The 20,017-nt window shown below is 41.1% G+C and carries 15 protein-coding genes and 1 pseudogene; all 16 read left to right on the top strand.

The genetic code is table 11. The features are described from left to right. The first annotated feature begins 62 nt into the window (after positions 1 to 62). A complete protein-coding gene (tssB, locus tag H5158_RS18150; RefSeq protein WP_145242489.1) occupies positions 63 to 584 on the top strand; it encodes a type VI secretion system contractile sheath small subunit in 522 nt (173 codons plus the stop codon). Between the two features lie 10 nt (positions 585 to 594). Beyond that, complete coding sequence (gene tssC, locus H5158_RS18145; RefSeq protein WP_145242487.1) at positions 595 to 2,121, top strand: type VI secretion system contractile sheath large subunit; 1,527 nt, start codon at positions 595 to 597, stop codon at positions 2,119 to 2,121. Positions 2,122 to 2,213: 92 nt separating this feature from the next. Next, positions 2,214 to 2,606, top strand: a complete 393-nt coding sequence (locus H5158_RS18140; RefSeq protein ID WP_182719399.1) for a hypothetical protein — start codon at positions 2,214 to 2,216, stop codon at positions 2,604 to 2,606. Next, positions 2,587 to 3,090, top strand: a complete 504-nt coding sequence (locus H5158_RS18135) for a hypothetical protein (protein ID WP_182719400.1) — start codon at positions 2,587 to 2,589, stop codon at positions 3,088 to 3,090. The genes H5158_RS18140 and H5158_RS18135 overlap by 20 nt, the downstream gene beginning before the upstream one ends. A 145-nt stretch (positions 3,091 to 3,235) precedes the next feature. After that, positions 3,236 to 3,721, top strand: a complete 486-nt coding sequence (locus H5158_RS18130; protein WP_007584479.1) for an Hcp family type VI secretion system effector — start codon at positions 3,236 to 3,238, stop codon at positions 3,719 to 3,721. A 54-nt stretch (positions 3,722 to 3,775) separates the two neighbouring features. Further along, positions 3,776 to 4,183, top strand: coding sequence for a type VI secretion system baseplate subunit TssE (tssE, locus tag H5158_RS18125; protein WP_145242485.1), 408 nt, complete (start codon positions 3,776 to 3,778; stop codon positions 4,181 to 4,183). 24 nt (positions 4,184 to 4,207) lie between these two features. After that, positions 4,208 to 5,926 (top strand): type VI secretion system baseplate subunit TssF, encoded by a 1,719-nt coding sequence (gene tssF / locus H5158_RS18120; protein ID WP_145242483.1) that lies wholly within the window; start codon positions 4,208 to 4,210, stop codon positions 5,924 to 5,926. Then, positions 5,923 to 6,906: a type VI secretion system baseplate subunit TssG gene (gene tssG / locus H5158_RS18115; protein ID WP_220491355.1), complete on the top strand. Its 984-nt coding sequence runs from the start codon at positions 5,923 to 5,925 to the stop codon at positions 6,904 to 6,906. Before tssF ends, tssG begins: the two co-directional genes overlap by 4 nt. Before the next feature lie 27 nt (positions 6,907 to 6,933). Beyond that, positions 6,934 to 9,672: a type VI secretion system ATPase TssH gene (gene tssH, locus H5158_RS18110; protein WP_182719401.1), complete on the top strand. Its 2,739-nt coding sequence runs from the start codon at positions 6,934 to 6,936 to the stop codon at positions 9,670 to 9,672. 34 nt (positions 9,673 to 9,706) lie between these two features. Then, positions 9,707 to 11,728 carry a type VI secretion system Vgr family protein gene (locus H5158_RS18105; RefSeq protein WP_182719407.1) on the top strand — a complete coding sequence of 674 codons (2,022 nt, stop codon included), beginning with the start codon at positions 9,707 to 9,709 and terminating at the stop codon, positions 11,726 to 11,728. A gap of 17 nt (positions 11,729 to 11,745) precedes the next feature. Continuing rightward, entirely contained in the window at positions 11,746 to 12,162 is a 417-nt protein-coding gene (locus tag H5158_RS18100; RefSeq protein ID WP_182719402.1) for a hypothetical protein, read from the top strand. 4 nt (positions 12,163 to 12,166) lie between these two features. Then, positions 12,167 to 13,336, top strand: a complete 1,170-nt coding sequence (locus H5158_RS18095; RefSeq protein ID WP_145242475.1) for a hypothetical protein — start codon at positions 12,167 to 12,169, stop codon at positions 13,334 to 13,336. Beyond that, on the top strand, positions 13,326 to 14,360 hold the full coding sequence (locus H5158_RS18090; protein WP_182719403.1) for a DUF2169 domain-containing protein: 1,035 nt from the start codon (positions 13,326 to 13,328) through the stop codon (positions 14,358 to 14,360). The genes H5158_RS18095 and H5158_RS18090 overlap by 11 nt, the downstream gene beginning before the upstream one ends. A gap of 1 nt (position 14,361) precedes the next feature. Next, positions 14,362 to 15,267: a hypothetical protein gene (locus H5158_RS18085; RefSeq protein ID WP_145242471.1), complete on the top strand. Its 906-nt coding sequence runs from the start codon at positions 14,362 to 14,364 to the stop codon at positions 15,265 to 15,267. Next, positions 15,267 to 16,292 (top strand): DUF4150 domain-containing protein, encoded by a 1,026-nt coding sequence (locus H5158_RS18080; RefSeq protein WP_182719404.1) that lies wholly within the window; start codon positions 15,267 to 15,269, stop codon positions 16,290 to 16,292. The genes H5158_RS18085 and H5158_RS18080 overlap by 1 nt, the downstream gene beginning before the upstream one ends. Then, positions 16,289 to 20,017: pseudogene (locus H5158_RS18075) on the top strand (hypothetical protein); the annotation flags it as partial. The gene H5158_RS18080 and the pseudogene H5158_RS18075, both read left to right, overlap by 4 nt.

Genomic DNA, 20,017 nt, shown 5'->3' with positions numbered 1-20,017 from the left:
ACAAGAGCCTGACTAATGGGTCGAGGTTAATTGGAATTGATACAAACTGCAAAGGAAGAAACATGACAGATACATTTCAAAAAGAGATCCCAAGAGCTCGGATCAATATCTCTTTAGAGCTTGATACGGATGGCGCATCGCAAAAAAGCGAATTGCCACTAAAAATGCTGGTAATTGGTGATTACTCTAATGGTTTAAATACCCAAGACCTTGCTGAGCGTGAACGCGTAACAATCAATAAAAATAATATTGAGCAAGTGTTAAAAGATATGGCACCAAAGGCAAACTTTCAAGTTGCTAATAAGATCAAAGGCGATGGCGAGATCAACGTGAATTTACAGTTTGATTCGTTTAAATCGTTTGATCCAGAATCAGTTGCTTCACAGGTACCTGAGTTAAATAAAATGATGGCAATGCGTAACTTACTGCGTGACTTGAAATCGAATCTTTTGGATAACTCATCATTACGTAAAGAACTAGAGCGGGTATTACAAAACCAGCCAGAACTTGATGAGTTAAAAGCTAAGCTGGATGAAATTGCCCCGCTTGCTTCTGAAGACGAAAAACACCCAGTTACTGAATAAGGACGTTACCATGTCAATGCAAGAACAATTAAACGTTGCAGCTCATTCAATTGAGCAAGCTCCGGTATCAACCTACGAAAGCCTTTGTAACTTGGTCGATATTGCCCCAGTTGCAGATGAGATCAAATTAGACACTTTTCGTGATGCCAGCAACCTTGCTGAAACCCGTGCGAATGAGCGTTTAACAGCGGCAATCAATGTATTTTTAGATATGGCTGGCAGCAGCGGCCAAGAAGTTACGCGTATCGATAAGTTGTTGTTAGATGACTATATTGCGAAAGTTGATACGATTATCTCACAGCAGTTAGACCAGATTTTACATAATCCAAACTTCCAAAAAATGGAATCAGCTTGGCGTTCATTACGTTATTTAATTAATCGCACGCCAAACAATGCCAACATCAAAATCGAAATGCTCGACGTTGATAAAGAAACCCTGCGTGATGACTTTGAAGAAGCGCCTGATACCACGCAATCAGCATTGTACAAGCATGTTTATACCTCAGATTACGACACCCCAGGTGGCGAACCGGTATCGACTATGGTATCGAACTTTGAGTTTGATTGTTCAGCGCCAGATGTTTCATTACTACAAGAAATTTCACGCGTATCAGCTGCGGCGCACTGCCCATTTATGGGCAGCGTAGGACCTAAGTTTTTCTTGAAAGACTCACTTGATGAAGTATCTAAAATTCAAGATATTGGTTCGTACATGGAGCGTGCTGAATTTTTACGTTGGAAAAACTTCCGTGAATCAGAAGATTCACGCTATATCGGCCTAGCGTTCCCACGTTTCTTATTGCGCTTACCGTATGGTGAAACTAATCCACTGCGTAACTTTAACTACCAAGAAGATGTAAACAGTGAACACCATGAGCGCTATTTATGGGGTAACGCAACGTTTGCTTTTGCCGCCAATATTATTCGCAGTTTCCATGATAATGGTTGGGCAGTTAACATTCGTGGCCCACAGTCGGGCGGTAAAGTTGAGAATTTACCACTTCATTCATTCGAAGCAGGTAAAGGCTCAGAAACTAAGATCCCAACAGAAGTATTGATCTCAGAGACTAAAGAGCTTGAATTTGCTAACCAAGGGTTTATTCCACTTAGTTATTATAAAAATTCAGACTTTGCGTGTTTCTTCTCAGCTAATAGTGCGCAAAAGCCACAAGTGCTTGAAACGCCAGAAGCAACCTCAAACGCACGTATTAACTCGCGTTTACCGTATATCTTCTTAGTATCGCGCATTGCGCATTACTTAAAAGTGTTACAACGTGAAAACATAGGTTCTAGCAAACCACGCCACGAATTAGAGCAGCAGCTTAATGATTGGTTAGGTGCGTTAGTTACGAAAATGAACAACCCAGATGAGTCGTTAATTGCAACGCACCCATTAAAAGATGCCAAAGTGACTGTTGCTGAAATTCCGGGTAACCCTGGTTATTACCGCGTTAGTACTTACATAGTGCCGCATTTCCAAGTGGAAGGTATTGATGTGCGTTTGGCATTAGTAGGGCAGATGCCTGGCGAAAAATGAACTGCCAAGCCGCCGATGAAACGCATTTAACGCAGGCTTTTAAAGTGTAAATACGTCAATTTGGTGAGTAGCTGGTTGGTGTAAAAATGTAGATGGAAAAAATTGCCCCAAGTTGGTTGCATCCAACTTGGGGCATTAAAAGGAGTTTACAAATGAAGTGTCCAAATATTAGTGGATTGGAGTTTTCTAAAAAAAATCTAGAGTATTTAGATAAAGCTAGAGAGCTCACTAAACATACTGATCAACTTACAAAAGCGCTGAGCTTCGGTAGTCTAGCTGCAATTTTTGTAGGTAATGGGGCCTTGGTTGCACAATTTAATATATCTAATACAGATTTTGCCCTGATGGCTGAATCGTTATCCTCGGTGTCAAAAATTAAAAGATATGAATTACAAAAAATTTCATATAGTGCGTATAGAAATAGTAGTTCATATAAAGAGCGAGAATTTTGGAAGGCGATGATAAATGGTTGTAAAAATGATTAAAATGGTCTGTTTACTCAGTTTGCTTTTGGCTTGTATAGCCAACGCAATAGCCAGTGATAATAAAGTGTTTTTTGCAAAGCAAAAGCTACAGGTAGCAACAATCGCATTTGAAAAGCAGATGGATAAATGTTTTTCAAATGCGAAGAAAATAAGCAGCACTGAATTACAAATCGATGGTATTAGCTTAGAAATGACAAAGACTGCTATTGATTATATGCATTATTCTGCGCTGAGTGCTTGTATGAAAATTCAGTACGAAAGCTATTTAAAAGCAGCTTATTTTTACAAAGCAGTTACGCCGAGCAAGGTGAAGAACGATATTGATAGTTTTGTTTCAAGTACTTGGGTATCTGAATTAGACGCAGAGTATAAGTTTAAGCAATTACCTAAAAGTGTACAGCAACATTTCGAAAAGTTAGCTGTTTTGCAAACTCCATTTGACGCGATGTCGCTAATACTAGAGTTAGATAATCCGTCTTTGTAAAAAATTGCCCCAAGTTGGTTGCATCCAACTTGGGACATGTTCCCCAGTGGCATGAAGCAGAGGGCTTTTTGGGGGGCATAAACATGGTTGTTTATGCCAATGCCAACTAACAGGAAACACTTCATTCTAAAAGGAGAATAATGAAATGGCAATTCCAGCGTATATGTGGTTAAAGGATGACCAAGGTAATGACATCAAAGGTTCTGTAACTGTTGCAGAGCGTGAAGGTTCAATTGAGATCCTACACTTTGATCATGAACTTCGCATTCCTACAGATAACGACACGGGTGAACTTACAGGTACACGTAAGCATGAACCGTTTGTAATTACTAAAGCGGTAGATGCAGCTACACCGTATCTGTATAAAGCGTGCTCGAACGGTCAAACACTTAAGCAACTTGAGCTTAAATGGTACCGTATCGATGACACAGGGACTGAGCGTGAGTATTTCTGCCACAAGTTGGAAGATGTAAAAATTACGTCAATCTCACCAACAATGCACAACGTAAAAGACTTAGACAAGGAGCGTTATCCGCACCTTGAAACAGTATGTTTACGTTATAAGCGCATTACTTGGACATACCTTGATGGCAACATCGAGTTCTCTGACTCTTGGACTGAAGGTCGATAAGTCGGAATTTTTAAAGGATATGCGCAAGCATATCCTTTTATCAGAGGTAAGTTCATGGCGTTATTCGATTTTTTAACTCAACCTGTCATTCGTAATGGACATCAAGGTTTTCAGACTGATGAGCAAAATAGTGTCTGTAACCATCTTAATGAGCTGCTTAATGCTCGCCGTGGGGTGTTAAAGCATTTGGCTGATTATGGTTTGCCCGATGTTGAAGATATTTACGAAGGTTTGCCTTATTCGCAACATACTTTGGCGTTTGAGGTTAAAAAATTGATTGAGAAATATGAGCCAAGAGTGCGTTATGCCAATGTTATTCCAATGGAAATACGTGAAGAAAATTGCGTGATCCGACTGGATATTCAAGCATTTCTAACCAGTGGCCAATGTATTAAGTTAAACACGCGGTTTGAATCAGGCGGTAAGGCTGATGTAATGCAGCACGCTAAAAATGGTGATTAATATTTCAATGAAAAGGATATTTTAATGCAGCAATATTTTGATGCTCAAATGCGTTTATTAACGCAGGCCGGTAAACAGTTTGCACAACATTATCCTGAGCATGCGGGCATGTTAAATATTGATGCCTTAAAAGATCGCGACCCGCATATCGAGCGTTTACTCGAAGGTATGGCGTATTTAACTGCGCACACACAAAAACGCTTGGATGAATCAGTACCAGAAGTGTCAGAGCAAGTGCTGCGTCAATTATGTCCTATTCTGCTTAGTTATTACCCTTCGAGTACGGTAGTGAAATTTAGCCCTAAGCTGGCAATGCAGAAGACCCATATGATTGAAAAGGGTCTCACATTAAAAGCAGATACCGCTGTTGTTGATCATAAAAATATTACTTTTACCACCACGCATAATCTAACAGTAGCACCATTCGATGTTGAGCATGTGCGCTATCAAGAATCACATTTAGGTGCAGAGCTGCGCATTGGTTTACGTTTTGTATGCCAAGGTGAGCGTAAAAATTATGACTTATCAAACTTGCAGTTTTATTTACGCGGCGATACCCCGTTATGTAGCTCTTTATTTAAGCTGCTGCAAACGGCAGAGAAACATGCTGAACTTGATTTTGGCCCTGCGCATTTTGAGCATAATAAAAAGCTTAAAGTAAAAGGTTGCAGTGCCAGTTATTTAAATATTGATGGGGCTCTTTTACCGAGTGCTGAGCAAAGCCATCCAGGCTATGCATTATTATTAGATTACTTTAATGCCAAAGATCGTTTTTACTTTTTAACTTTTACAGGTTTGCAAGACGTTGAGTTTGCAGATCATATAGACCGCTTTGAAATAGTTTTTCGTGGCTCAAGTAAATTACCACCCGGACACCAATTATCCCGTGAAAACCTACTGATAAACTGCGTGCCTGCAATTAATTTATTTTCCCAAGCGGCAGAGCCAATCAGAATCGAACCCAATCGTACCGACTATATGATCACCGCAGATCAAAATCGTACCGATCATATTTTCAGTTACACCGTCGATTCGGTAATGGGGCGCAACTCGCTCAGTGGTAAAACCTATGATTATACACCTCGTTATCAAAGTGTATTTGAAGATGAGAAAAAGCTATTTACCGTATTAACTAAAGATGTGGGTGCAGCTGCGCCAACTCATTACTTACAGTTGCCTTTCAATCTAAATGATGAAAAAGAAACACTATCTGTTGATTTAACTGCTTTTAATGCAGGCTGGCCTCGGCAACTACTGCAAGAAGGTGATTTAAATATTGGCGGGCGCGATATGCCAAGTATTGCCGAGGTTGAGAATGTTATTAGGCCTACTAATTATTTACCGTGCCCAGATCAACCAAAACATTGGCAGCTGATCAGCTTACTTAATGTTAAGTTTTCCCAAATAACTCAAGTAACCGAGCTTAAACGTTTATTAGTGCTATTTGATTGGTCGCAAAAAGCTGAGAATCGCTTGCGTATTGAGAGCATTCAAAAAATAACGGCTACTCCGATCAGCCAAATAAAGCGTGGAATTTTTATTAAAGGCGTAGATGTATTAATTGATATCGATGAAAGTAAGTTTGTGTGCGATGCCGATCTTTATCATTTTTGTAATATGTTGCACCAATTCTTTTTAATGTACGCACCAATTAATGAAAGTGTGCAGACTCGCGTTAATGCTATTCCTAGCTATAAAACCTGGTGTTGGGATATTGAGCCGGGCAAGAGTTATCAATTATGAGTGTGCATGAACCAGCCATAAAGCATCCCGTTTGGGCTAAATTGCCCAAACCGATTGAGCAATTAATTGCTAAGCCTTGGCAGTTTAATTTATTTAAAGCGATGAGCTTAATTGAAAAGCATTGGGCAACGCCTCACGAACTTGACAAAGGCATTAGTGAGCGGGTGATGTTTAAGCCCTATAAAGAGCTTGGCTTTCCAGCAACCGATGTACGTGCGTGTAGCTTAGATAACCAAGGACGCGGGCGACTCAGTTTATCAACGTCATTCTTGGGTTTGTATGGTGTTGATGCGCCGATGCCACATTACCTGTTAGAGCAAGCAGCAAGTGATGACGAAAGTGGTGACAGGGTTCGGCAATTTTTAGATATGTTTAATCATATTTTATATTGCCAACTTTTTCAGGCGTGGAAAAAGTCACAAATCAATGTTGCAGGACGTGGTGCAGATCAATTTGATCATTTAATAGAAGCCATTTTATCTACAAAAACAGATCAAAAAGTACAATGCGGCATTGCTAGCTTAAAACAAACCAGTGCAGCAGGCTTAACTCAACTACTTAAACATACACTTGCAGTGAAAGAGCTGCACGTTGACGATACCCGCGCTAATTGGCAAACAATTGATGCCCCAAGTACATTTGGTGATGATGCCCAAATGGTACTTGGTGGTTCTGCGGTATTAGGTAGCAAAGTATTAGTAAGTGGCAGTATTTTAACAATTGCCATCGGCCCTGTAGACAGTGAAACTGCCATTAGTTTGAACCCTTTGCATGAGCAAGGTAAAAAAATGGCGGCGTTATTAAGCACTCACTTACCAAATAATGTGCAGTGGTTATGCCAAATCAAAGTGGCTAACGAAGCTGTAGAGCAACAGGCAATCGGTGTGTCACCGTTAATACTTGGACACAACAGTTATTTAGGTAGTGCTGCGGCAAACACAACCGTACACAGCTATACCCATCTTCAATATCAACATTAGTAAGAAACCAGATTTAAGGACAAAACAATGGATGCAAAAGGCATTAAACAACTTATCGACAAGCTAAATGGCCATACCGCGACCGCGCTTGAGTCTGCTGCAGGGTTTGCTAGCAGTCGTAGTCATTTTGAAGTGCTGCCTGAACACTTACTAATTAAGTTGATGGAAGAGGGCAGTAGTGGCGATTTAGAACAAATATTTCACTTTTTTAATATTAATCAAGATGCGGTATGGCATGAGTTGCTTGACTTTTTAAATCGCCAACCTGCGGGTAACCAAAGTAAGCCGGTGTTTTCTCGTCGTTTATATGAATGGTTAGAACGCGCATGGTTGAGCGCTAATGTGCAGCATAAAAGTGATTGGATCAACGGTGCTGCATTGCTTGATGCACTCACGGAGCTATTACCTTATAGCCCTGTGCTTCAATTACCAGCGTTGCTAGATAAAATTGACTCACGCTTTTTAGCCGAAAACCTCGATAAAATTTGTCAAAACTCAAGCGAGCGTTTAAACCCACAGGCAAAAACAGCTCAGCAAACGCAAAATAATGGCCAAAGTGAAGGTGGCGGCGCGCTTGATGAATATTGTGAAGATTTAACCGAAAAAGCTAAGCAAGGAAAAATTGATCCTGTACTCGGGCGAAACGACGAGATACGCATGATGGTGGATGTGTTATGTCGTCGTCGTAAAAACAACCCGATTTTAGTGGGTGATCCGGGAGTCGGTAAAACCGCCGTAGTAGAAGGTTTTGCACAGCGTATTATTGATGGTCAAGTACCTGATGAATTAAAAGGTGTGCGTTTATTAGTCTTAGACATGGGCTTATTACAAGCTGGCGCAGGTGTTAAAGGCGAGTTTGAGCGCCGTTTAAAAACAGTAATTGACGAAGTTAAAAACTCAACCACGCCGATCATTATGTTTATTGATGAAGCACACACCTTAATTGGTGCGGGTGGCGATGCCGGTATGAGCGATGCGGCTAATTTATTAAAACCCGCTCTTGCCAGAGGTGAATTACGCACAGTGGCAGCAACCACCTGGAGTGAGTATAAAAAGTACTTTGAGCGTGATGCCGCATTAGAGCGTCGTTTTCAACTGATCAAAGTCGATGAGCCAACGGAGCAAGCTGCGCAACTTATGCTAGCGGGTTTAAAAGATAAATATCAGCAACATCATAATATCCAAATTACCGATGATGCCATTGAAGCGGCTGTTGTATTGTCAGCTCGTTATATAACAGGCCGCCAATTGCCAGATAAAGCAATTGACGTACTTGATACAGCAGCAGCTCGCGTCAGAATGTCGTTTGCAACTGATCCTGCGGCAATTGAATCTGAGCGAGAGCATATAAATTATTTACAAACTCGGATTGCCAGTATTGCCAGTGAAAGCGAGCAAGGTTTAGCTGTCGATATGGATAAGTTATTGTACTTACAGCAAGAGTTAAATACTGCACAAGATAAACTTGCTGCATTAACCAGTGCTCGTGAGTCACAAATTGCCACTTTAAGCCAGATCAACGAGTTTAAACAAGCAACCAATGCAAGCGAACAAGACAGTGCTGCACTACTTAGCTTGCGCCAAACTTTAAAAGAGCAAAACAGTCAAGATAATGGCTTATTTAGCGAAGTAGATGCTGATGCAGTGGCACAAATAATTTCTCAGTGGACCGGTGTACCTGTTGGTGCCATGGTTAAAGATCAGATCAGTAACCTCATTAATTTAGAAACGGCAATTGGTCAAGAAGTGATCGGGCAGCAAGCGGGTATGGCAAAAATTGCGCAAGCATTACGTGTCAGCAAAGCGGGGATCAGTAATGAACAAGGACCGTTAGGGGTCTTTTTACTTGCCGGACCCTCCGGTGTTGGTAAAACTGAAACAGCCCGCTGTTTAGCTAAGCAATTGTTTGGTGGCGAGAAGTTCTTAACCACTATCAATATGAGTGAATATCAAGAGTCGCATACAGTATCGCAGCTTAAAGGTTCACCTCCTGGTTATGTAGGTTACGGTGAAGGCGGTGTATTAACTGAAGCGGTAAGACAGCGCCCATACTCAGTAATTTTGCTTGATGAAGTAGAAAAAGCGCATAAAGATGTGCTTAACATGTTTTATCAAGTATTTGAACGCGGCAATATGCGTGATGGTGAAGGCCGTGAAATTGACTTCAAAAACACCGTGATCATCATGACGTCTAACTTAGGTTCAGCAGAGCTAATTGATGCATGCACACCACCAACAGTGATCGATTTGAGTCCAGAGCAAGACGATGATGTAGAACAACCGACTGAGCAGCAGCAAGCCATTAATGACGCACTCAATCCAACGGATGCACCGATTAATGAAGATGGTAGCCCATGGCAAGTGCCGTCAATTGGTGCGTTAAGTGAATTAATTAAGCCACAGTTACTACAATTCTTCGCACCAGCTTTACTTGCACGCATGCAAGTAGTGCCTTATTTAGCGCTTGATCAAGATGCACTGCAAGCAATTGTTAGTTTAAAACTAGAAGCGATTGCTAAGCGTCTTGCTACAAATCATAAAATGCAACTGCGTGTTGATGCAAGTGTATTGAGTAAGTTAACTCAGCAATGCCAGCTTTCAGACAGCGGTGCTCGGATGGTAAATGCAGTCATTGAAAGACAAATTTTACCGGGAATTGCTAAATCTATTTTGGAATATATGGCGCAAGAAGATATGCCAGATATTTTAACGTTAACGGTTGATGAGCAAGACGAAATCACCGCAATATTTGCCGATAACGCCTAATTTAATAGATAAAAAAGGATTGAAAATGGGACTCATGGACATCTTTAGTGAACATAAAGCGAATACCAGTCATTTTAGCGTAAGTATACAAGGCTTACCTGATGGCATGGTGCAGGTAACTGACTTCACATCAATTAATGATAGCTTATGTGAAGACTATGAATTTAATATTCAAGTATTGAGTCAGGAACATTTAACTGCGCAAACGTTGCTAGGTAAAGATGCCAGTTTGAGTTTAGTGTGGTCTATGACAGATCGGACTATCTCAGGTTTACTAAGTCGTTTTGTAGCCCATGGTAAAAGTCACCAAGGTTATCATTACACGTTAGTGTTGAGTTCTTATTTAACTTTACTTAAGCATCAACATTCCAATCGTGTTTTTACAGCGATGGATCCCGCTGCCATTATTAAAAGTGTGTTTAATAAAGCGGGCTTCCCAATGCAAAAATTTAGCATGCAAGCCAGCGGCCCTAGCCTCGATATGACAGTGCAATATAACGAAACTGATTATGAATTTGTTACGCGTTTAATGCGTAAACATGGCTTTGTTTATAGTTTTGTTGAGCAAACTGACGCGGATTGCACTTTTAAAGTATGCAATAGCAGCAAAGATATTGCGGCTCTGTTTGATGAAGTAAACTTAAGTTATGTGCCACCATCTGGGCAAGTACGTACTAGCGAAACAATCTTCGCAATTAGTCGCCAAGCCCAACTTCAGCCGCAAAGTATTGCGTTAAACGATTATAACTACCGCGCACCAGGTAATTTACAGGTATCGGCGCAAAATAGCGCTTCGCAACCAGGATTTGGTGAAGACAGTCATTATGGTAATAACTATGCAACTTCTGGCGAGGGCAATACGCTTGCTAAAACGCGTCAGCAAGCGTTTGATTGTCAACGAGAGCAATTGATTATCGACAGTGATTGCAGGGCGCTTAGACCAGGAATGATTTTAACTATTTATGATCATCCAGATCATAATGGCCAATATTTGGTTGTGCGTGTTGATCATAAGGGTAGCCAGCAAGCAGGTGTGGAATATGGCGCTAACGTAAAAGGCTTAACTTATAAAAATCAGGCGTACTTGGTCCCATCGGATCAACAGTTTAAAGCACAGTTACTTCCAGAAAGACGTGTATTTGCAACTTTTAACGCACTAGTAGAGCAAGAAATTGATGATGATGGTAATTACGTAGTAAAACTGCCATTTAATCAAGATGGTGAAGGCCAACAAAGCCGCCCAACACGCTTAATGCAACCTTATGGTGGCAGTGGTCATGGCATGCACTTTCCGCTTACACAAGGTACTGAGGTATTAGTTTGTGGCGAAAATGGCGATTTAGACAGACCCATTATTTTAGGTGCGTTATACAACCAAAATGCACCTAACCCAGTTACCAGCCAAAATCCGACCGAGAATAAGCTCGTTACTAAAGCTGGCCACAGTTTAATAATGGATGATAAAAAAGGCGAAGAAAAAATTAGCCTTGCTAATAAAAATAATAAAAACCAACTATTACTCGATGCCACCAATGGCGCACATCAAGCAACGCTTAAGTCTGTAGATGGCGATGTAAAAATATCAGCGAAAGAAAATCTGCAATTTGTTGCTGAAAACGACGCCACCTTTACGGTTGCCAATGACTTTACTACGCGGGTAGAGAATAACTTGCAAATGCAAACCCGCGAAGGGGATATCACAGTAACATCGGCGGCAGATTTAACCCTCAAAGCCACCTCAAACACACGTATTGAAGCAACCGATGGCAGCTTAGAGCTTAAAGCGGATCAAGAGCTTAAATTACAAGGTGAACAAGATGTTAGCGCATATTCGGTTGACGGCAATTTAGAACTGCAAGCCCCCAATGGCGATATAGAAATTAGTAGTGGCGCAAATATTACCATTAAAGCGGATGGTCAAGGATCACTGCAATTGAGTCAAGGCGGTGCGAGTATTGAAATTGATGCCGGTGGTAACTTAACCATTGATGCGACAAGTATTACTTTATCGGCCAGTAATATCGCCGTGAAAGGCAGTGCAATTAGTAATAACTAGTTGAAAAGGAGTTTATTATGAGCGCTCAGATCCAAAGTATATTCAATCACGATCAACATTTAGCGTGTGTGAGTCGTGTCGACAGTTTTGGCCGTGTAAAAGCGGTATTAATTAATAATGTTGAACATCAAGTTATTGCGCAAGGCGCACATGTCAGCATCGCAGAAGTAGGGGCTAATGTATTACTTGTACATAGCGCACAAGGCTTTATTGTAACGGCGCTCTTAGCGCAAGCGGATCAAGCACCTGCCGCGCAAATTAATAATTCGCAAGGGCATATCGTTATTGAAGCCCAGCAAAGTGTTAGCCTACAAACGGCCAAGGGTAGTGTTGAGGTATATGCAGACGGCACTATCGTGCTTGAAGGGCAAGATATTACAGCAAACAGCGAGCAAGACCTTACCTTGGCTGGCTGGCCAATTAGGCTTAATTAGCACTATGTTCGCACCTGTATATAAAGTAAAACTTCATAATCAGCGCCTCACCACCTTGTTAAAGCACCGGCAAAAGCTGTTGCAGCAAGGGGCGTTTTCGTTGGCACGTTTTAGCGTGATCGACACGCAAATGCTCAATCATTTATATACCTTAAGTGAGTTGGCAGGCGAAGCGCCAACAGATTATTTTTCAGCGCAAAACTTAACCCAAGTAAGCGAGTTAACATGGCAGGCTTTGTGTGAACTTGCACAGCAAAATAGCGAACATAGTGAAGTATATCGTTTAATAGCGGCTGATTTATTCATTACTGCTATTGATGACTTTACTGCCTACTTTCATAGCTTAAGAGGCAGTGAGCAATTAGCGCAGTGTGAATTACTTCAACATAATTTAAAGCATTGGCAGCTTAACGATTTAAAAGCGCTACGCACCAGTGTACTTGAAGGTAAAGAAAAACCCCAAAACGTGGTTAAAACCTTATTATTTTCACAACCTCTTACAACCAGTGAATTACTCGCAGCGGTATTACACAAAGATTTTGAGATTGCCTTTGCTGCGTTAGTAAATAGTTATTGTGCAGGGCATGACGATGTAAGCGATAAGCTATTTAAAGTGTTTGCAAAAACCGCAGATGAACAGCAAAAAGCACAATTACTCGCTTTAGCGGGTTTACTTAATGACACGCGTTGGTACGAACCCTGTGCATTATTTTGCAAAGCAAATCCAGAGCACTGCTCGTTTGTATTAAGTCATTTTGTTTATAAACAAGCGCTGCCATTGGTAATGGATTTAATGACCATCGCAGTAACACAACCAAGTGCTTATGCAGCGTGGCTCACATTAACAGATAGGCCGCTTGCCAAAGCTGAAAAAATGTCAGTCGTCAGTGATAACAATGCAGTAAAACCGCAAAGCGGCATTAACCTTGATGATGCCGAGCACGTAAGGCAAGCGTTTGCAATGCAAGCAGGTGAGCAACTTTTAATGGGCATTAGTTTTACCAAAGCCAATAGCGCACAAAAACTCGCTAAATTAGCAGGCTCTTTAGTACAACGTGTTATTGCCCCTCATTTTGATTTAACAAGTGCATGTGGTTTATTTCATGTCCAGCAAAGTGCATCGCAGTGGCAATTACTGTTAAGTGAAAAAGTGGAGAACGTTCATGCTTCATAATCTTTCTCCTTGGCAAGCCAGCACGTTTAGCGGCTGGTTAGAAGACAGTACTGAAGGTCAAGTGGTGGTGGTAAAACAAAGCTTTGAGTTTGATGAGCAAGGCAACGTTACAGCCATTGAACCCGGTCCTGAGATTGTTATTGCTGATGATTACCAAGGCGATCCTAACAGCTCACCGATTTGTGAAGTAAACGAGCAGGTGGCTTTTAAGTATGGCTTTGAAGTATATGGTAATTGCACTGCTTATCCGCCAAAAGGAAAAGACGCGCGCGTTATTGAGGTTGAGCTGGGTCTTGATTCGCCTTCGCAACCTTTGTTTAAAAAGCGTTTACGTGTAACCGGAGCGCGTTATTGGCGACGTTCGTTGCTTGGACCAGTAGCTACAGATCCAGATATTATTACCCCAGTGGCACTCAATTATATGCAGGCTTTTGGTGGCAAAGAGCTAAATAACGAGAGCAACACGTTCTTAGAAAACCCAATCGGCCGTGGTTTTAAACTTAAAAATAAGCACGCGGTTGGCCAGCAGTTACCCAGTGTTGAATACGCTAACTCATTACTTAGAAAACCTAGCCACAGCACACCGGTCGCAAGCTTTTCGGCCATACCAAGCCATTGGTCGCCACGAGTTGAACGCTTACCAGAAATAGACGAAACAGCACTTATGGCGGGAGAGTACCCGTTTAAAACAACACAGCCAAAAGATTTATACAACACAGCGCCCATTGATCAGCAAGTTGCAGCCGAGTTTGGCAAAGGCTGGGCGTTTCAGTTAACAGGGCTTTATCCATTACAACAATACGGACAACAACAACGTATAGAACTGCCGTACCAAAAACCTATTGTGGAAGTGGTAAATACACTAGCCCGCGAGCGGCTAACCATGCGCTGCGACACCTTAGTAATTGATTCCGACGCCCAGTGTTTTTCTCTGCTTTGGCGCGGTCATATTAGTCTTGAAAAAGTAGGCGCAAATAGTCAAATACTCGTTGCCTCAGAACAAAATAGCGGTAAAGAAAATTAATATGAAACAACTTACTTTTGACAGTCTTTATCATATTAATGCTGCCGGCTGTACATCAAGCAGCTTGTATACTGCAGTGGCTAATAAAATGCTTTTTTCTAAACCAAGTAAGGCATTAATTCGATGTGATATTAGTTTAGATGCGCCGTATATTTTTGTTGAAATAGACGAACTTGCGCAACTCGATAGAGTCACGCGCTGTTTATTAATGCTCTCGCACCTACTTGAGCAAGTTGATATAGCCACGTTAAGGCAAACAAACCGCATTAGCCAAATTGTATTTTTACTGCCCGTTGATGAAATTGAACAGCCACTGATAAGCGATGAAACACTCGCTGAGCTACTCCAAGAGTGTATTGCAGAACAAATACCCGCCTATTCACAGATGCCAACATGTGACTTAACCACCATAAACAACGACACCTTAGTAATCGCTGTGGATTCATGTAATAGCTATCAATATGTGAGTGAACAAGCTAAACGCTGCACCGTGCAAGTATTAAACGGCCCACCGGGCGTTATATATGGCGAAGGTGGATATGCACTGTTAATACACCCGCAAGGCAAGCTTACCGCGCAATTATATGACGGCCAAATGACGGCTCAATTAGCACAGGCCAATTGCACCAGCCAAGACCGTTATTTATTTGTGGGCGAACAATCACTTACTTGGCAAAAAAAATGGTTTGCTTACACACAAAAATTGTACAAAAAAAGCCAGCCGCTCATTGAGTGTGCAGAGTTAGCAACGACGATAGGCCATCAAGGTAATGCAAACTCATTAGCGGCACTTACACTAGCACAAAGCTATTTATGCAACCCGCTTACGCGCTCACTTGAGCAGGTATTTGCTATTTTTAATGCACCTAATGAGCAGCTAGTCAAAATTTCAAGGAGTGAAAAATAATGCCTTATATTAACGCCGCAGCAGGCAAACAAACAGGCAGCGTACAATATGATATTGATGCGCTGAGCGCTGATGTGCGCACCGGTGGCTCAGTAACATGGCGACATAACAACTCAACATTGCTAGGGCTTAACAATAGCGCCCGCAGTAATGGTGCGCTAGGTAAAGCTAACGGTATCGCTATTTTTGAAGATAAAGCCAGTGGTGACGCCGCCTTTTTAGCTGAGATTGCCAGGCCAAAATACCGCGAGAAAACCCTCGGTGAAATGGTAAATATTTTTATACCTGATTATATTATTCCACCGCCACAATGGGATAGCCAAAAAAACGAACCTAGGCTGCCATGGAATGAACCGCAAACTAATATGGATGTAAATAAACCCGTTAGTAACGCGCAAGCATTCTTAGATTTAGTATCAACGCATTTAGGTTGGCAAGCCGGTAACCAAGAGCAGCTTATTAAAGATACAGCTTCACAAGCACCACAAGTACAAGCTGTATCGGGGCAAAATGTGCTGATAAATGGTCGCACCGCTGTACATCAAGATAGTGGCGGTAAACTTATGACGGTGGATGTCTGCTTAACCACAATTGGGACTAGCGTTGTACCAATTCCATACGCAAATAAAGCGCAATCAAGTGACGTTACAGATGTTGCCAGCTCAGTAAAAGTCAATGGCAATGGCGCCGCTAATATAAATAGCACTTTTTCACAAAGCTCAGGTGACTCCCCTGGTGATAAAAAAGGCGTCGCGAGTAAGAAAAACGACGGTGAAGCTGAATTTATCATGGGCTCGTTTAATGTATTAATTGAAGGTAAACCCGCTGTACGCCAAGGTGACCCGATGATCTCCAATTCTAAAAACACCCCACCTGCGCCACTTATGCAATCAGGCGGCCCCGCACCAAGAGGGTTGAGCGTGCAAGTGAGGGATAGTTTGGCAGATAGACAAGGTGACAAACAAATAGTTATTAAAATATCAGGATCTGAAAAGTTAGATGAAGATGGAGTGTCAATCGTATGAGTGATGTTTGTAGCCCAGATCAAGTTTTAACTAAAGCCGCGCATCGAGAGCTTGTATTTGAAGGGATTGGTTCGGATGAAGAGAATTTATCACTTATTATTCGCGATGACAAAAATCCGAACGAAACAGACAAAGTCTATAAAATCCCTCTTTATCAAGCAAGAGCACAGCAAACAGGATCGAATGTTGCTGATATAGAATTAGTTTGTACCTACCCAATGATTTACGATACAAAAGATGAAAGCGATGATTATATTTCTAACTTATCTGCTGGGTATGTATATGTTTATGTAGATGGTTATCTATGGCGTGAACTTCAGGTTATTGTAGAAGAATGTGGTGTGGTTAAATTTAGAGATGTTAATTTAGCTTACCAGAAAGGTTTTTTACCATGGAAAAAAAATAAAAATAAAGCGTACGCAAAACAAGGAAGGCGAGACGCAACAGGGCAAGCGCTTAGCTCTATCATTGTCCCCAATAAGATTAAAGGTGCACAGTGTTCTGTTGAAATGGCATTCTCAGAAGTGCAATGGTCGTGGTCACAAATCTTAAAGTTAGGAGGAATGAATCCATCAGACCCAAGGCTAAATTATGGTGACCCATTAAGCAGTGAAGAAAGAGATTGCCCAAACAGAGGTGTTTCAACCACTGCTCGCAATAAAAGAATGCAGAGACTAGATAACTTATCTGACTTTGAAAATGGGTTCACACAGACGGGTATTATTAAAAATGGTGCGAAAATTCACCGCAAAATCCCACATATCGCAGCAGATAAATTCGCTAAAGTTATTTTAAATAATGGACTGTCTGTTGTTAGAAATTACGTTGATGCAATTTTAAAATTACAAGTTGAAATTGCCAGTACACTTTATGAGGTAAAAGGTGTAGAGCTTGGCCCCGATGGCCAAGAAGTTATTAAAGATCCCATTAAAAAAGCAAACTTTGAACTTGCTGAAAAGATGATAAACCGTTTTTATCAAATGAATGATGCCATTTTAGACGGTGATATTACCATCAAAGGTGATAAAGACGCGCAGAGACTTCAAGCTGAGCAACTCAAATTTGCAAATAAAATAAAAAATTGGCGTTCTAGCTGCTTAAATGAAACAAACTTAAAAACGTTTTTAAAATATGATCGTTTATTAGCCCTAGCGGATGAGATAAAAAGTCAGCAGCTAGTGCTTATCGAAATTTTAGAACAAGATATTAACACTGTTAAGTTTGTGCATTGTATGGAGGATTTTGCATATCATTACAACGCACATTATGCGTCGGGCTTTGATGTAATAAAAGATATTGCTTTAGTATTAAAAATTCACCCAGCGAGTCAGTTTCCAACAATCATACTCGATAAAGGGGATTGGGATAACTTAACAACATCTACAACCACCTCCTCTATTATGTTAAAACTTGTAGGTGAACACCCATCAGAGCCAGCGCATCCTATTTCTGAATTATTTTTTGGTAAGCCGAAAAAACCTGCAACGGCAACTAAGCCCGCCGGTATAGAACTAGACCCACAAGATCACAGTGATAAATTCAATCCCAAATTTAGTATTGAACGCATCCAAATGGTTGCAGAAGATAACTCCTTTAACGAAGGTGACAAGGAAGCAGTTGAACAAATCGGTAGGCGACTAGCACAAGCACTTATGGGGATGGCGACAGGGTATTTAGATTTATCACTCATCGCAAGCGCCAACCAAGGGCAAGCACAAACAGCTGCTGCATTTAATAAACAAGTCCAAAGCGAAAAGTCAGCGGGTATAGCGCAACAAGAGCAGTTAAAAAAACAAGCTGAATTACAAACAGCGCAAAAGCAGAAATTAAAAGCAAAACTGAGCCAAGCAGAGCAAGTATTAGCTAATAAAGTTAAAGGGCTAAATAAAACAGATGCAGAATATAGAAGACAACATGCTTTAGCTAAACCTGAAATTGACAAATTAAAAGCTGAACTTGGCGCGGTTGATAGCAAATTAAATAAAGCACAAAAATCATTACGCAATATAAATAATAAATTGGCTCATATTGAATTAGAGTTAGCGCAAACAGGCAGTGCTAAGTTAAGTAAAAATAAAGGTTTAATGGCAGCGCTACGAATAATAAATCAATTAGAGAATGGTCAATTTACCGTACTTGAAATGACTGCCCAAGATTACCATAACGGTAAGTTTTCAAAAGGGTTTATTCCCCTAAATGCAAGAGCAAGGGCTGAGATTGCGCAAGAATTAAGTAAAGAAATTAGGGATCTAGTGCGTGCGCAAAATCGTAGTCGTACAAACATTACCACCGCACGCGGGCCAATCAATGCCACGGTAGATGATGTTATGCATTTGCGAAACAAACTAACCCACCTACTGGACATAGCAGATAAAGCCCAAGGTGTCTTAGCGGGGGAAGGGGCATCACAACTAAAGCTTGATGTTATCGCATTAAAAGAAACGGTCGATGCAAAGCAACTAAATGTTACATCACTAAAAGATGAAATTGCGCAATTGGAAAACAATCAATTAAAGTTAGCGGATGATGTACGCACAAACCAACGTTTAAACCAAAAGCTAGCTGAACTTGCAACGGCGACTGAGCATTTAGCGAATCAAAGGTTTTTATCCAATACAAGTGTAAATAGGTTAAGTCGCGCAAATATTGGTATTTTGGGTGCAGTTGGCTTATTTGAGGTATTAAATTTAACCCGAAGTATTGAGCAGTTCGAGTTAACGGCTAAAAGCGTAAAAGTGTTTGCTGGTGGCGCACTCGATTTTACCGCTGTGGTACTGACCCTTGTTCGTGAATCCTATGTAATGAAATACGGTATGCCAACAGGTGAGCAAATGACAGCCTTAATAAGCGGTGATTTAAGTGTACCGCAAGGGGTTCGACGTGTTTATTGGTACTCAGTATCTATGTATGCCGCGAATATTGTTGCGTCAATTTACAGTGGTGCTACGAGCTTTATAGATGGCTACGATGCCATTAAACGAGGCGATAATGACGCCGCGTTTGGTTTATTAACCATTGGGGTCGGTTTTACTTTGATGACGGTGGGTGACGCCATTGCACTAAGAGGTCTCCTTTTAGGAATTAAAGTGGGTTCACGATTAGGCTGGATTGGCCTGATTATTGTGTTGGTTGGTGCTGTTATTTACTATTTATTTGTTGATGATGAAATAGAAGCCTGGATGAAAATCAGCCCGTGGGGCACAGATGCCTATGGCGATGATAACAGTAGTAGTTGGAAAACACGCCCTGATTATGCCCTACAAGATTTTGCGCAATTAACCATAGCGCCACAAGTACACAGTGATAATGTAGAAAAAGAGCAAGATATACATACTATTGCAACTGAGCGAGGTGCTATTACTACCTATGAAGATCCCACAGAAGCATATTTAATTTTAACCTGCCCAACAAACACGGCGTTTAATTTCATTGATGTTGAGCTTGACGTTAAACAAAGAGATAAAAAGAATGATGAATACCAAAATCTCGTTTTAGGTGATAGCGTTGGGCAAGGTCAAAATTGGCGACAAACATTTTGGGATAATGTGTTAGTGACTGATTTATCAAGTGGGCAAGGTGTACGGCTCGATGTAAATCAGTATAACTGCGCCGCCATATTTAAAGCGCTCAACACAACCAGAATCACGTTTAGACTACGTGTTAAAACGTATCCGAAAGGTAAAGGTGCGTCAGTGAGCACAGCCTTTGAAGATAATAAGTTTATA

Origin of the sequence: Pseudoalteromonas sp. SR45-6 (assembly GCF_014163545.1) — a bacterium.
Classification (GTDB): Bacteria; Pseudomonadota; Gammaproteobacteria; order Enterobacterales; family Alteromonadaceae; genus Pseudoalteromonas; species Pseudoalteromonas rhizosphaerae.
The sequence above is the reverse complement of the archived record's forward strand: the minus strand, read 5'-3'. Positions and strand labels throughout refer to the sequence as shown.

What these genes read in the sequence shown, in the direction of transcription:
- tssB (WP_145242489.1), top strand. Translation starts at nt 63, where the DNA reads ATGACAGATACATTTCAAAAAGAGATCCCAAGAGCTCGGATCAATATC.
- tssC (WP_145242487.1), top strand. Translation starts at nt 595, where the DNA reads ATGTCAATGCAAGAACAATTAAACGTTGCAGCTCATTCAATTGAGCAA.
- H5158_RS18140 (WP_182719399.1), top strand. Translation starts at nt 2,214, where the DNA reads ATGGAAAAAATTGCCCCAAGTTGGTTGCATCCAACTTGGGGCATTAAA.
- H5158_RS18135 (WP_182719400.1), top strand. Translation starts at nt 2,587, where the DNA reads ATGGTTGTAAAAATGATTAAAATGGTCTGTTTACTCAGTTTGCTTTTG.
- H5158_RS18130 (WP_007584479.1), top strand. Translation starts at nt 3,236, where the DNA reads ATGGCAATTCCAGCGTATATGTGGTTAAAGGATGACCAAGGTAATGAC.
- tssE (WP_145242485.1), top strand. Translation starts at nt 3,776, where the DNA reads ATGGCGTTATTCGATTTTTTAACTCAACCTGTCATTCGTAATGGACAT.
- tssF (WP_145242483.1), top strand. Translation starts at nt 4,208, where the DNA reads ATGCAGCAATATTTTGATGCTCAAATGCGTTTATTAACGCAGGCCGGT.
- tssG (WP_220491355.1), top strand. Translation starts at nt 5,923, where the DNA reads ATGAGTGTGCATGAACCAGCCATAAAGCATCCCGTTTGGGCTAAATTG.
- tssH (WP_182719401.1), top strand. Translation starts at nt 6,934, where the DNA reads ATGGATGCAAAAGGCATTAAACAACTTATCGACAAGCTAAATGGCCAT.
- H5158_RS18105 (WP_182719407.1), top strand. Translation starts at nt 9,707, where the DNA reads ATGGACATCTTTAGTGAACATAAAGCGAATACCAGTCATTTTAGCGTA.
- H5158_RS18100 (WP_182719402.1), top strand. Translation starts at nt 11,746, where the DNA reads ATGAGCGCTCAGATCCAAAGTATATTCAATCACGATCAACATTTAGCG.
- H5158_RS18095 (WP_145242475.1), top strand. Translation starts at nt 12,167, where the DNA reads ATGTTCGCACCTGTATATAAAGTAAAACTTCATAATCAGCGCCTCACC.
- H5158_RS18090 (WP_182719403.1), top strand. Translation starts at nt 13,326, where the DNA reads ATGCTTCATAATCTTTCTCCTTGGCAAGCCAGCACGTTTAGCGGCTGG.
- H5158_RS18085 (WP_145242471.1), top strand. Translation starts at nt 14,362, where the DNA reads ATGAAACAACTTACTTTTGACAGTCTTTATCATATTAATGCTGCCGGC.
- H5158_RS18080 (WP_182719404.1), top strand. Translation starts at nt 15,267, where the DNA reads ATGCCTTATATTAACGCCGCAGCAGGCAAACAAACAGGCAGCGTACAA.